Genomic DNA, 12,356 nt, shown 5'->3' on the forward strand with positions numbered 1-12,356 from the left:
TACAAAAAGCGGCTTAACTGGGTTGTGTGATTTTGGTTGACCACGTCATAGGACCTTTAAACATTAAAGCCGTAATCAACTAGTTTAGTACTCTTGATTCATATAGCCTTAAACTACGCTTAGAAAGTACAACATAGCCATCATTTATAGCAATGCTTTTAATTAGTGCATCCTCAAAGATTATGCTACCGCACGTGAAATCGTGACTGAAAGTTGTGACTTCGACATCATTTGCGATATATAACGCGTTATCTAACGAAATAAGAATCCCAAAGTGCCCATACTGTCGAAGGGCATGACTAAATTGAGCGGTGTTTTGATCCCAATTTACAAACCTTCTTTTTACTGGAGGTAGACTTTGGAATGACGCTAGCTTTTCCAATTGAGGTGTGGCGTTATTATAAAGTTCATTAAAGTTATTAAGTAATTCTTCTAACAGAGTTTCTGCGAGTAACTGAGACTTGACCATCAATGATGAAATCGTTTCATTGTTTTCGACCTCAAATTTCTCTTGGATTAGGATGCTACCTGCATCAAGTTTCTCAGTGAGTTTATGAATGCTAACACCCGCGTTCTCAGGGTTGTCGATAATGTAGGTGAGTGGGGTTGGGCCTCTACTTTTGGGTAGTAAAGATGGGTGGATATTAATCGCATATTTTATTTCGTTTGTGGGTACTTTGTATCCGTAATCGGCTACAACAAAGACTGTCTGTTCGTCATTTAAATATCCTTTAAGAGTCACGACACTTGGTTTTTCAGTGGAATAAACAATATTGTATTTACGACAAATTCGTTTGATGAAGCTCGCATTTTCCTGAACATCGTTTATAAAAACGCGTTCAATGTTCAATCTATTTTTAATTAGAAGTAACAAACAATTCGAGAATAAGTCGTTTCCAAAATAAACGATTTTCATATTTCTCTGCACCTTTTGAGAATAGCGTATGTGGAACAAAATGTAGGTTGGGAGGACAAGTGTTTAAGGATTCGATGTTGATTAAAAATCTGTGCAAAAACGAATAATAAGGGTTCATTGGCTGGCGGGAAGCTTAGTTCGTGCCAATATGAAGTGTAAGGCATTTTGGCAATAGGATAGCCGAGATGGTTCTGATATTGAGCAAACTGGAAAGCTACCGTTGATATTACCAAAGTAGCTTTCAATACATTTATTTCGCTAGTCTTTTGCACGATTTCTACTAGAGGAATGCGTGTGAACTATCAGCCACTCACCGTTAACTTTTTTAAAAAGAAAGGTTTGAAACCCCGTTTTGTTGAAAGTTTCTCCAGACTTCCTAACCTTTCCTTGAACGGTTGTATCAACGAGTGTCCAAGCAAAATCATCTTCTACATGAGTTTGAATGTTAGAAAAATCTAAACTTAAGAAAACTAAGGCATCCTTTTCTGGTTCAACATGATGCTCTATCAAGTCACTTAACCCTACATTCTGTCCGCCAGATTCAAAGTATCTTGCGCCTTTAAAGTCGAAAAAGTGCTTTTTAAAGGGGGCACCGTCTCCATTCTCCCAGCCATATTCAATTTGCTTTATAATGTCTTTTATCTGATCTTTATCAGTTGCATTGTTATCATGAGCGAAAGTGAAAAAAGATAACAAAGACGAAATGATTATGATTAAAAATTTTTTCATACGAGCTCTCTCGGGTAGTTAATCGAATCAATTTGACCAATGAATATGTTTGATTTTCCACTCTCCTTCGGTGTTGATTAAGACAATTGTTTCCATACTTTGGTAGTCTCTCTCTTCCCCCTTAAACATCCCATTGACCAGAAACCGCGATGCGGAGATTGCTGTGTTGCCCAGAACTTTGACTTGATGCTCCAACGCTTTATTTGTCACTGACGATAGATATTCCATATCTGAATTCATATGATGTTGAGCATATTCATCTGCGCTCCTCTCAACTCCGCCTCCTTCATAAATAGTCACATCATCCGCCAGTAGGCTCTTCGCAGTGATTTTGTCTCCCGTATTAAGCGCGTGATGGAATGCAATAACTATTTTAGCTGCAGGCGTATCTAACCCACTAAACATACCTTTCTCATGATGTTCTTTTTCATGGGCACTAGCAGCAAAACTCATGATTACGGGCATGATAAATAGTAAGACTAATAATTTAATTTTCATTTGAATTTCTCTTCTAAGTTTTATCTTTCGGGACCTACAATACTCGTAAGCCCAGAAGTAATGATTAAAATAGCAACTGCTATTGTTAACTCTAATGAAATGGATTTTGAGAGTGCTTCGCTTCCCGAGCCACTTTTAAGTTTTGGGACTAATTTCAGTTTGTGCCGTATAGCAATAGCTAGAATGCTAGTTACAAGGAACATTTTAACAAGAAGAGTTTGCCCATATATGGAGCTAAATAACCCTTCAAAACTACCTACCAATTGAATAGCTAGCCAAATGCCTGCAGATAATAATAAGGTAACCAATACGGCCGCCTGCGTACCAAACCTATCCATTAATTTATAAAGCTTTTCGTAGCTCTGGTAATGGCAGGAGAGCTTTAACGGAATCAATGCACCAAACCACCAAGCCATAACAAATACGTGAACCATAAGTAGTATTCGAGCAATACTTCCTAATTCAGAAACGTGGCCGGTTAAAGTAAATGTGTACGAGAGAGTGAATAGACACAGCACAAGTAAGCAAGACTTTAACCTTAGGAAAGGTTTAAGAGGTTTAAATTTCAATAAGTAGATAGTTATTAAAGCTACGGCTAACCCCCCCGCACGATACAAGGTGACTTCACCGATAGGAGAACTCAACATTATCTTAAGCATAAAGGGGTCAAGTGCGCCTTGAATTCCCTCTTCTACCATCGCTCCAGTGTTCGCGATAAACCACACTGCATTAGAAATAAACGCAACAAAGACACAAACCTTTACCCATACAGCGCTATAAGATGGCGTTGTATAACTTGTCCTACTGTCGTTAATATCTCGCCAGAAAAATGTATATCCAGCTGTGGCCGCGAAACCTAAATAAAACATTAGCTTTGTCACTACAATTACAGTGTTCCAGATATACATTTCCACAGCTGAATCCCCTTTTTAGTGCACCATAAATCCAAAACTATCTTTCATCTTGTGCCCATCGGAGCCAAGCATGATGAACTCAACATTGTATGAACCTGGACGTAATTTAGGTAAGGTCCAAGAATAATCCGTTGCAACCTCTTTCGGAGGTTCAAAGCCAAAATCAACTTTTGCACCTTCACTGTCTTTTAAAACTACTTTTATTAATCTAACTCCCTTGGTAAAGCTGACTGATAGTTCCATTGGGGCCTCCATCAACATTGCATTTTTGCTTGGTGTGCTAGATTTAATTTCTATAGCCTCATGTGCTAATGCCACGCTGCTTAGCAGTACACTAAATATTGCAAATGATTTAACAAGTGCTTTCATGATTACCTCTATCTTTGGTTAATATTCGGTTTTTAAAAATTAAAATTGCTTTGATTGTCAAAAGTGCGCATTTATTTGTTTAACTTTGACTTCAATCGAATTGACTGTCGTAGCTTTCTACTTTCGCGTAAGGTTCGTAGCTCCCATCTTGATATATAATGAAAACGGTATAAGGCATAAACTGCTCTGCTACTTCCATTCCGGGTGAACCTACTGGCATAGCTGGAACAGATAACCCGATAGCCTTTGGATGTTCTTCTAACAAGAATCGTTTTATAAACTTAGAAGGGACATGGCCTTCAAATACAAAGCCGTTTTCTGTAACAGCGGTATGGCAAGAGCGAAGATTTGGCGAAATTCCGTATTCGTTCTTGATGTCGCTCAAGTTATGAAAGTCCTTTGTACGTAGTTGAAACCCTTGGTTTTCTAGATGGGTTATCCACTTTTTGCACATCCACAGGTGATTTATAAACTAATAATTCGAAGACGTCGTTTGCGCCATGGTGGATATTTGCCATGGCAATGCTAGGTAGAATTAGCAGTAATACCGCAGCTTGATAGATGATTTTTTTTAACATTTTTGCCTCCAGACAAAGCTGGCACATATAGGTACGCTAGCACCTAGATAATAAACAGGAACTGAAACAAATTGTGCGTTAAATTTGGACGCACTGACCCCGTGTTAGGCAAATATCGGTGGGCGAAAAAGTGAGGATGTTACTGAAACTGGCTGTTGGAAGAACAAGCCAAATGAAGCGTCCGGCACCACTGGGTGTTGAACAGTCATCATGGAAGCTATAAGGACGGGAGCATGAGTACAACCACCTGGTGGGCATGTGCATTCCGAAGTGTTGCAACAATCTTTAATACTAGCGTTCTCCGAACTGCTAGAATCTACTCTCATACCATGGCTCATGTTCGTAGAGCAATTCGATTCAGAATTACTATTGTAATGTTTGTTGTCAATAGCCATTTCAAAACTCATAGTATCTACAGCCATCGCTTGCCCGACGAGGGCAGATAGCACTGTAAACACTAATATTACTTTTGATATGGATTTAAACATTTCTTAAGCATTAAACATAACCAATATGGAGAATAATGGATTTTCGCGAATTGGTAAACAGTTGAGGCTGATTTGTGATTAGAATAGCCCGTTCATCGGCAGAATTTAAGAAATAGTCATGATGAGAGAGATAGCCTACAACCATGCAAATTTTTGGGCGCGTCTCCAACTCCATAATTCAGATACTGCGGTAGAACTTGAACGCTTTAAGTAGCCGCCACAATACTTCCCTTTTGTCCAGTTCCATTAACGTTATAACGGGGGCTAACCAGAAATACAAAAAATTGAGGAGGCTTGAGGAGCTATATAAATAAACACACCCGATAAATATAAATTCATCGGTAACTTGAAAGAGAAATCAGATATTCTGTTTAAATCGTTGAGGCACAAACTAACTTCAGCGATTTCAACTTAAGCGCCACTCAAGCGCTGGTCGATAAGTGACTCTCGCCCCGCGGTTATAGATACTCTCTGCTTCACTTATTTTTCTGCATATGAATAAGGCGATTAATATCAGCTTTAGGATACAAAAGTTCAATCACTTCTATCAATTGTGAGCACGGTAATAAGTTGTCTATCCGTGATAGGAAAACCTCTTTATAGGGCTATCAGCGCTTGCTTTAGCTGACTACTGGCAATAATTAACTGTTGGCTCACGAGCAGTAGAGAATGTAACTTAACATGCAGTCATGATCTCACGTTAGGAACTTATTTGCATCTTCCCTAGTATCAATTGAATAACACTTTTATGCTGGTTCTAATTATTTCATCGATCTCGGAACATTGATTGAGACAGGTAACGTTAATCTATATTAAGATAACCTATTGTCAGCAAGTGTTTTTCAACAGTTTCTTGGTAGAACTCTGCAAAAAAATCGTAAAGTCATTTTATCGTTGTACGCCCAATGAGTTGAATGGAAGCATTGACTTGTTCCAGCAGCAATTATCCGTGACAAGGAACAGGTGGCCGAAAACTTTTTTGATCTCCACCACATACCAAATTCGAAAGCTAGGTTAAGTTGAATTACCCTATTTTTATTCTCTTGCTAAGTCGCAGTCTCTCTTTTCAGGAGTGTTATTAAGGCTAAGGTTACAGTAACTTAAGCCTGCCTAAGATTACGGACCAATAGTTTCATTTTTAAAAGTCAACAAAAACGATATGTCTTCTTCGGTGGTTTTGGTTACAGAAACTTCTGCACATACAGCGTCGCACAATGCATTTACTATAGAAAGACCTAGCCCAAAGTTATCTTCAGATGTTCTAGAAGCATCTTTTTGCCAAAGCGGTTCAAACATATGCTTTAGATCATCCTCATTAACCTCTGTCCCCACCTTATTTGTCACTCTGAGGTAAACATTACTAGAACTATTTACACCTAAGTTCACAAGTATTTCTGTATCAGTTTTTCCGTGTTCGATAGCGTTATCTATCAGATTACTTATTATCGATTCTACTCCAACGCGATTGCTCTTGACGCTTAACTGAAAATTGGAGCTAATCTCTACCTTAACATTTCTTGCTTCTTTGATCTGAATAAGTTGAGATACTAATTTGTGGATATCTATCTCATCAGTTAGCTCTAGGGTCTTAAAACTATATTTTTGGATTAACATAAGGCCAGAAATAATATTTTTCATTCTTGTGCCTATTTGCAAAACACGTGGCTTAAAATCTTTTTCTAATCTTATTTCTCCTGGAAACTTAATTGCTACTTCAGTCATATTTATTAATTCAGAGACTGGTGTTTTTAGCTCGTGTGCGATATCCGAAGTCAACCTCTTCTCACGCAGGTAAAGCGAATAATTATCTTCAAAAAAGTGATTCAAACTTTGGGTAATGGGTTCCAATTCCTCGACATTATTTTGAAAAGCTTCGTGTTTTTGTCTAGTGGTAAATCGTAGTCCTTTTATCTTGGCATTTAAGGCATCCAAGGGTGCCAGAGCATAAGCCACAGTGTTACGCACTGTAAATCGAACAACTAACGGCACGATAATTAATGCAAATAGAAAAGCACCATCGATAAACCACAACGTGAAATTTAACAATTCTGTAGATGTTGCGTACGCGATAACCATTGACGGGCGAGTATCGTTACCCTTGCCCATGACGCGATAAAATCCAGCTCTGTCTTCAGAATCAATCTGAGGTATATATCGAGTGTAAATTACCCGACCCGTACGGCCATCGGGCAGAGTAATATCCTGGAAAGAATATTCATCCAGGCCAATGCTGCTGAAAGGCAATTCATTGATGGTATAAAGCGCCAGAGTATCTGATTTTTCAAACGTTGAATCTTTGTACCAAAGTTGAAAATACTCGGGGGAAGATGTCCCTTCAAACTCAGGCAAATACTCACCTGCAAATTCGAATTCCACACCCTCGACATCTTCATTTACCAAGCTCTGAAGTACACCTACCTTTGCCTTCATAGCCTGGTTGAATTCTTGTTCGACCCAGGAATCAACGCCAATATCTGCTGCAAGTAAAACGGCAATGACTAACAGTGAAATAATAATAGAAAGTCTTCGTGTTAATGTTTTACGTATTGATTTCATTAGCTTCTATAACTCTGTAACCAAAACCACGTTTACTTGTAATGGGTAGAGACGCGCCGCTTTTTCTTACTTTTTTCCTTGCTGAGGAAAGGTGAGCTTCAATAGCATTTTTTGAGATATGGTCATAGCTTCCAGAAATAAATTCACTCAGCATTTCTGAGGTAACTATCTTGTGTCTATTGAGAAAAATACATTCAACAATTTTGTACTCATTCGGGGTCAGGTTGATAATGCCATTATTGTATGAAAGCGTTTTAAACTGGATATTGAGTGTCAAACTGTTGATAGTAACTTGGTCATTGAGACAATTTACCGCACCTCTCCTCATCAAGCTAAGTAGTCTAGCAGTCAATTCGTCAAACGAGAACGGCTTAGAAAGGTAGTCGTCAGCACCTGCCAATAGCCCCGCTACCTTGTCTTCAGACTCAGATCGCGCAGATAAGATGATAACCTTTGTTTCTAAATGTCTTTTTCGTAACGTTTTAAGAATAGTCATACCGTCCAACTCAGGTAGCATCATATCAAGGATGATTATTTCGTAGCTACCAAGCAACGCCATACTCAATCCCTCAGAGCCAGTGCCAGCAGTATCGACTGAATAGCCCAATTTTTCCAAGCCTAAGCTCAAACTGTTTCTCAATGATAAAGAGTCTTCTATCAGAAGTATTCTCATAATTTGAATGTCAATTTTAAAGTTATTTGAGTATACCTTCTCAACCTTAGGATTTGCTGAAGAAGCTATTGAAAAGGTGCTTATAGTTAACCTACGTATACGTGGTTCTTTTAGCATAAATCGATTGATTTACTTCAATAGCTCTTAAGTTTATCTCGATATTTTGTTCATATTAATAACAGTCTTGTGACTAACGATGAAGGCTTATTTTATATCAGCGCTGCTACTTTGTGGGTGCTCAATAACCTCTACAGAAATTTCTCCCCCCAATGGTAAAAGTGACAAAGCTGTCATTTTTGACATCGATGGAACATTGATCCCCTGTAACGCCTGCATTTTTTCTGAAAGAGAAAATGCGTCTGAACGTGTTCAAGCATACGCTGATAAAGGCTTCAAAATTATCTATCTGACTGCGCGAAATGTATACTTCCAGTTCAACATTCCACTTTTTTATCCCGTTACCATCTCCCAGATAGAGATATTCAGGTAGCTAATTCGATGGCTTAGCGAAAAAGCTTTTAAAACGTTTAAACTAAATATTCTAAAGCCTTACAAGGAGTCTGGCTGGAAACTTTTCGCTGCTTATGCCGATTCAAGCACTGACTTTGTGGCTTATTTGGCCGCAAGCGTTCCTCAGGACAAAATATTTGCAATAACATGACAAGGTGATTGTAAGTGCAAGCCAAGGCCGTGGCGAAAGTACTACGATAGCTGGTCGAAACACACTCCTATAGCGTTCCCTCCTTAACCAGCCTCTTTCTTCCTTCCTGAGCGATTAGAACATTATTACCTCAATTAAATGACTCTTCATAAGCGTATCTTAAGTTTCGTTTGTTAGAGTTTTCCTGTCGAAAATAGAATTTGCTTGATCTTGGGGCTTTGACAGAGGGCTACGTGCGAATTTCAGTTGTAATACCAGCAAAAAACGAAGAAGAAAATTTAAAACCCTTAATTGAGGAAATTTATAGAGCGTTAACAGGTGTAGCAAACTTCGAAGTCATCTATGTTGATGATGGAAGTACGGATAAGACATTTGAGAATTTGCTTTACCTGAAAGCGAGTGGCTTTGACAAAGTTAACGTACTACGGCATAAGCACTCGGTGGGACAAAGTACAGCTATTTGGACAGGGGTGAGCCATGCTGATGGAGAACTTGTAGTAACACTTGATGCGGATGGGCAGAATGATCCCTCTGATATACCAAACCTCCTGACTATGGCCTCTCAATTTCCGTTAGGGAGTCACTTTTGCATTGCTGGTCACCGTAAAAACAGAAAGGATACAGCTTGGAAAAGATTTCAGTCAAAACTAGCAAATTCTGTAAGAAGTAAACTTCTTAATGATGATACACCTGACACCGGATGTGGGTTAAAGGTCTTTCCAAAACAAACATTCCTCGATTTACCCTATTTTGATCATATGCATCGTTTTCTGCCAGCACTGATCCGGCGACAAGGTGGGATCATTAAAGTTGTTGAGGTGAATCACAGAGACAGGCAATTTGGAAAATCAAAATATAATATGTTAGGGCGGCTTGGGGTCGGACTAACTGATATGGCAGGAGTTTATTGGCTTCAGAAACGTAATAAACTTAATGATGTCATCTTAGAAAATGAAGAGAGTATCTAATTGAATTCCAGTCTCCTTCGTTTCTTCATTTTGGTACTTACCATTCTGTTTTTTAGTCATTTGATTCCGGTCTCTCCCTCATTTGACGCATTTAATCAGGAATGGATAGACAAGCATACCCGTAATAATGGAGTGACAGGGATAGCCAAATTTTTAGCCGTCTCAGTATTTTTACTTTCTATCGGACTTCCACGCCAGTTAGTCGCATTTATGGGGGGGTATGCCTTTGGATTTGCTGCAGGTATCATCTATTCAACATTAGCAGCTATCCTCAGCTGTGCAACAGTTATGGCAGTGTCCCGATCTTTCGCTAGACCGATTATTATTCAACACTTTGAAATGCGGGTGCGCAAGTTAGACCATTTTCTAGTTCGCTCTCCCTTTCTTAAGTCCGTTATCATTAGACTGTTGCCAGTAGGAAATAATCTACTCACAAACATTTTTGCTGGCGTTTCAAAGATTCCACGACGCTCTTTTATTCTTGGGTCTACTATTGGCTACATCCCTCAAATGGCGGTTTTTGCATTGATGGGTAAGGGTGTATTAGTCAACTCTGAACTTAAAATAATCATAAGCGCCCTATTATTTGGGATTTCCAGCTTGCTAAGCGCATATCTTTTTAAGGTTTATCGTCGTCAACATAATGACGATAAAACTCTTCGTTCTCTCACAAAAAGCAGCAAATGTAGCAATGAATCAGACGAGCCTAGCCATTAAACATAAGAACAAGCACCCAAATTATACTTTCTGGCTTTTTGTACTGGCTAGCGTGTTGATATTTATCGGGCTTGGGTTAAGAGATCCCTGGCCTGCTGACGAACCTCGTTTTGCACAAGTTGCAAAAGAAATGGTTGAAACAGGTCAGTGGTTCTTTCCAGCCAGAGCGGGAGAGTTTTATCCTGATAAACCACCTGTGTTTATGTGGTCTATCGCTTTTTTCTTTGCGCTATTCGGGTCAATTAAGATTGCCTTTCTGCTCCCATCTGCTTTATGCAGCCTACTCACACTTTTTTTGGTGTATGACATCTCAAAACGACTGTGGAGTACAAAAGAGGCGCTGATCGCAACGTCACTTCTTTTATTGAGTTTTCAATTTTTGCTTCAAGCCAAGTCTGCACAGATAGACGCAATGGTCTGCTGCTGGATAACAATCGGATGCTATGGTCTTCTGCGCTTTTTCTTAGTTGAAAGGCGATGGCGTTGGTATTACCTCGCCTTTTTCTTCATGGGAATTGGCGTCATCACAAAAGGGGTCGGATTTTTACCAGTCCTGATGCTGATACCATACTTGATACATCGACACTTTTGGCCTCAGCGGGACATAGCTAAGAAGCAAACTAAAAACTCCGTATTACCGTGGATAATGGGTGCAGTGGTGATGTTACTGGCTATATCACTATGGTTTATACCTATGTTGATATTGGTCGAAAATAGCCACGACACATCACTTGCTCTATATAGAGATAATATTCTTTTCAGGCAAACGGTCACTCGATATGCTGATTCCTGGCATCACATAAAGCCGTTCTGGTATTACCTCGTAGAGGTTATTCCATTATTCTGGTTGCCAATTAGCATCGCTCTCCCATGGCTTATCCCATGTTGGTATCGCGCAATCAAAAAAGGTGATGCCCGCATATACTTACCATTGGTTTGGATTGTACTTGTTCTGCTTTTCTTCAGTGTAAGTCCTGGTAAACGGGGGGTGTACATCTTACCCGCATTGCCGATGCTGGCACTGATCTCTGCGCCTTACTTTGATTCAGTTGTTAATAAGAAAGTATTTTCCTGGCTTTTGTGGGGCGTTGTATTTTTACTATCAGTAGGCTTATTGGGGTTTGGTTTTTCCGGCATAGTAAAAGCATCATTCGCCCTAAAGCTAGAAGAAAAGTTCGGGCTTTCTCCGTGGATGTTTTTTTTAGTAACGGGAGGACTGACGTGTCTGGTTACGGTGATCACTACTAGAGGGAAGCACTGGAAAGTCTGGCCCTATTTCTTGTGCACTCTTTGGGGCATGTACGCTACTTGGGGTTACACTTTACTTGAAGATGTAAAAACCCCTAAAAGCGTATTTGCAAATATTGAAAAAGAAATTGGTAAACATGATGCAACTATTGCACTTGTTGATTTTTCTGAACAGTTCATTCTCTTCTCGCCTTATCCCATCACTCATTTTGGGTATCATACCCCTGTTGATCAGCAATTGTCTGCCGCCTACCAGTGGTTGGATAAGACTGAAAAGGGAAGACATATCCTCGTCGATGAAAAACATGTACGCAATGGTTGTTTTAAAAAAACGAAATGGCAACGTCTGTAGGGTATGCACATCGCGTCCACTGGGTACTATTATCGCACGAGGCATTAACCGAAAAGTGTCCGCTTACGAAAACTGCGACTGAGATCTTTAGTTATATCCCAGATAGGCCCGTTACGTGAGGTACATGTTTTCATACAATTAAAAAATAATGCGAGAATTTTCATCCTACAGTTTTTCTTAAGCGTTATTTAAGTTTAGACAGGTAACTTATGTGCTAAGAAGTACACGAGAACCTTATTGTGAAATTTCCAAGAACACTAAATTTCAATCCTACATCAGCTCAGTTCATTTTACTTTCTTCATTGCTTATCGCAGCAATATTTAACATACCATTTTTGTCCGCTGTTTATGAAGTTGTAGCCCCTGTAACATTGAATGAGTGGGTGTTTTTTCTCTCTGTACCGCTCTTGCTAACCTTTTTTAATATTATTTTTCTAAGTCTTTTTGGTGCCCTATTTTTGCCGCGCACCACAGTTGCAATTACTTTCGTTGTAAGTTCTATTCTACTTTACGGCACCTTGGCCTATGGTGTCATTTTCGATAAGTGACGTGCTCCAATAGATTCACACACCCAGTTAAGAGATAATTATCTCAACTGGAGTGTATATGAAAACCCGAAAAAGCTACTCGAAAGAATTCAAACTGGATGCGGTGAGTCTGGTTACAGAACAAAATTACAAGATTACTGA

Annotated in this window: 14 protein-coding genes and 1 pseudogene; 5 read left to right on the top strand and 10 right to left on the bottom strand. The window is 39.3% G+C overall.

Going from position 1 to position 12,356, the window contains the following annotated elements; all coding sequences use genetic code 11:
- Positions 1 to 79 precede the first annotated feature (79 nt).
- The 10 genes from ACX5J7_RS07305 to ACX5J7_RS07350 all read right to left on the bottom strand — a co-directional run bounded on the left by ACX5J7_RS07305 (position 80) and on the right by ACX5J7_RS07350 (position 7,721).
- Complete coding sequence (locus tag ACX5J7_RS07305; protein WP_498706653.1) at positions 80 to 916, bottom strand: formyltransferase family protein; 837 nt, start codon at positions 914 to 916, stop codon at positions 80 to 82.
- A 258-nt stretch (positions 917 to 1,174) separates the two neighbouring features.
- Positions 1,175 to 1,645, bottom strand: coding sequence for a YybH family protein (locus tag ACX5J7_RS07310; protein ID WP_015066037.1), 471 nt, complete (start codon positions 1,643 to 1,645; stop codon positions 1,175 to 1,177).
- A 27-nt stretch (positions 1,646 to 1,672) separates the two neighbouring features.
- Positions 1,673 to 2,143, bottom strand: coding sequence for a YybH family protein (locus ACX5J7_RS07315; RefSeq protein WP_012516902.1), 471 nt, complete (start codon positions 2,141 to 2,143; stop codon positions 1,673 to 1,675).
- Positions 2,144 to 2,163: 20 nt separating this feature from the next.
- Positions 2,164 to 3,051, bottom strand: a complete 888-nt coding sequence (locus ACX5J7_RS07320; RefSeq protein WP_203565510.1) for a CopD family protein — start codon at positions 3,049 to 3,051, stop codon at positions 2,164 to 2,166.
- Between the two features lie 21 nt (positions 3,052 to 3,072).
- Positions 3,073 to 3,426: a copper resistance CopC family protein gene (locus ACX5J7_RS07325; RefSeq protein WP_012516900.1), complete on the bottom strand. Its 354-nt coding sequence runs from the start codon at positions 3,424 to 3,426 to the stop codon at positions 3,073 to 3,075.
- 91 nt (positions 3,427 to 3,517) lie between these two features.
- On the bottom strand, positions 3,518 to 3,811 hold the full coding sequence (locus ACX5J7_RS07330) for a DUF411 domain-containing protein (protein ID WP_498706655.1): 294 nt from the start codon (positions 3,809 to 3,811) through the stop codon (positions 3,518 to 3,520).
- Position 3,812: 1 nt separating this feature from the next.
- Complete coding sequence (locus tag ACX5J7_RS07335) at positions 3,813 to 4,004, bottom strand: hypothetical protein (RefSeq protein ID WP_498706656.1); 192 nt, start codon at positions 4,002 to 4,004, stop codon at positions 3,813 to 3,815.
- Positions 4,005 to 4,108: 104 nt separating this feature from the next.
- On the bottom strand, positions 4,109 to 4,492 hold the full coding sequence (locus tag ACX5J7_RS07340) for a CopL family metal-binding regulatory protein (protein ID WP_152910911.1): 384 nt from the start codon (positions 4,490 to 4,492) through the stop codon (positions 4,109 to 4,111).
- A gap of 1,116 nt (positions 4,493 to 5,608) precedes the next feature.
- Positions 5,609 to 7,048 (bottom strand): sensor histidine kinase, encoded by a 1,440-nt coding sequence (locus ACX5J7_RS07345; protein ID WP_020742704.1) that lies wholly within the window; start codon positions 7,046 to 7,048, stop codon positions 5,609 to 5,611.
- Positions 7,032 to 7,721 (bottom strand): response regulator transcription factor, encoded by a 690-nt coding sequence (locus tag ACX5J7_RS07350; RefSeq protein WP_041702971.1) that lies wholly within the window; start codon positions 7,719 to 7,721, stop codon positions 7,032 to 7,034. The genes ACX5J7_RS07345 and ACX5J7_RS07350 overlap by 17 nt, the downstream gene beginning before the upstream one ends.
- 196 nt (positions 7,722 to 7,917) lie before the next feature.
- Here ACX5J7_RS07350 and ACX5J7_RS07355 point away from each other — a divergent pair, with 196 nt between their 5' ends.
- The 5 genes and pseudogenes from ACX5J7_RS07355 (at position 7,918) to ACX5J7_RS07375 (ending at position 12,215) form a co-directional block, all read left to right on the top strand.
- Positions 7,918 to 8,211 carry an LNS2 domain-containing protein gene (locus ACX5J7_RS07355; protein ID WP_043961311.1) on the top strand — a complete coding sequence of 98 codons (294 nt, stop codon included), beginning with the start codon at positions 7,918 to 7,920 and terminating at the stop codon, positions 8,209 to 8,211.
- A 404-nt stretch (positions 8,212 to 8,615) separates the two neighbouring features.
- The gene (locus ACX5J7_RS07360) at positions 8,616 to 9,350 is read left to right on the top strand and encodes a glycosyltransferase family 2 protein (protein ID WP_015066033.1); all 735 of its coding nucleotides are present in this window, start codon (positions 8,616 to 8,618) and stop codon (positions 9,348 to 9,350) included.
- The gene (locus tag ACX5J7_RS07365; protein ID WP_498706661.1) at positions 9,351 to 10,067 is read left to right on the top strand and encodes a TVP38/TMEM64 family protein; all 717 of its coding nucleotides are present in this window, start codon (positions 9,351 to 9,353) and stop codon (positions 10,065 to 10,067) included.
- Positions 10,042 to 11,786, top strand: a pseudogene (locus ACX5J7_RS07370) (ArnT family glycosyltransferase). The gene ACX5J7_RS07365 and the pseudogene ACX5J7_RS07370 overlap by 26 nt, the downstream one beginning before the upstream one ends.
- A 120-nt stretch (positions 11,787 to 11,906) precedes the next feature.
- Entirely contained in the window at positions 11,907 to 12,215 is a 309-nt protein-coding gene (locus ACX5J7_RS07375) for a hypothetical protein (RefSeq protein WP_498706663.1), read from the top strand.
- Positions 12,216 to 12,356: the final 141 nt, after the last annotated feature.

The sequence above is a fragment of the Alteromonas infernus genome, from assembly GCF_902705815.1.

What these genes read in the sequence shown, in the direction of transcription:
- ACX5J7_RS07345 (WP_020742704.1), bottom strand. Translation starts at nt 7,048, where the DNA reads ATGAAATCAATACGTAAAACATTAACACGAAGACTTTCTATTATTATT.
- ACX5J7_RS07305 (WP_498706653.1), bottom strand. Translation starts at nt 916, where the DNA reads ATGAAAATCGTTTATTTTGGAAACGACTTATTCTCGAATTGTTTGTTA.
- ACX5J7_RS07350 (WP_041702971.1), bottom strand. Translation starts at nt 7,721, where the DNA reads ATGAGAATACTTCTGATAGAAGACTCTTTATCATTGAGAAACAGTTTG.
- ACX5J7_RS07310 (WP_015066037.1), bottom strand. Translation starts at nt 1,645, where the DNA reads ATGAAAAAATTTTTAATCATAATCATTTCGTCTTTGTTATCTTTTTTC.
- ACX5J7_RS07340 (WP_152910911.1), bottom strand. Translation starts at nt 4,492, where the DNA reads ATGTTTAAATCCATATCAAAAGTAATATTAGTGTTTACAGTGCTATCT.
- ACX5J7_RS07320 (WP_203565510.1), bottom strand. Translation starts at nt 3,051, where the DNA reads ATGTATATCTGGAACACTGTAATTGTAGTGACAAAGCTAATGTTTTAT.
- ACX5J7_RS07355 (WP_043961311.1), top strand. Translation starts at nt 7,918, where the DNA reads ATGAAGGCTTATTTTATATCAGCGCTGCTACTTTGTGGGTGCTCAATA.
- ACX5J7_RS07335 (WP_498706656.1), bottom strand. Translation starts at nt 4,004, where the DNA reads ATGTTAAAAAAAATCATCTATCAAGCTGCGGTATTACTGCTAATTCTA.
- ACX5J7_RS07325 (WP_012516900.1), bottom strand. Translation starts at nt 3,426, where the DNA reads ATGAAAGCACTTGTTAAATCATTTGCAATATTTAGTGTACTGCTAAGC.
- ACX5J7_RS07315 (WP_012516902.1), bottom strand. Translation starts at nt 2,143, where the DNA reads ATGAAAATTAAATTATTAGTCTTACTATTTATCATGCCCGTAATCATG.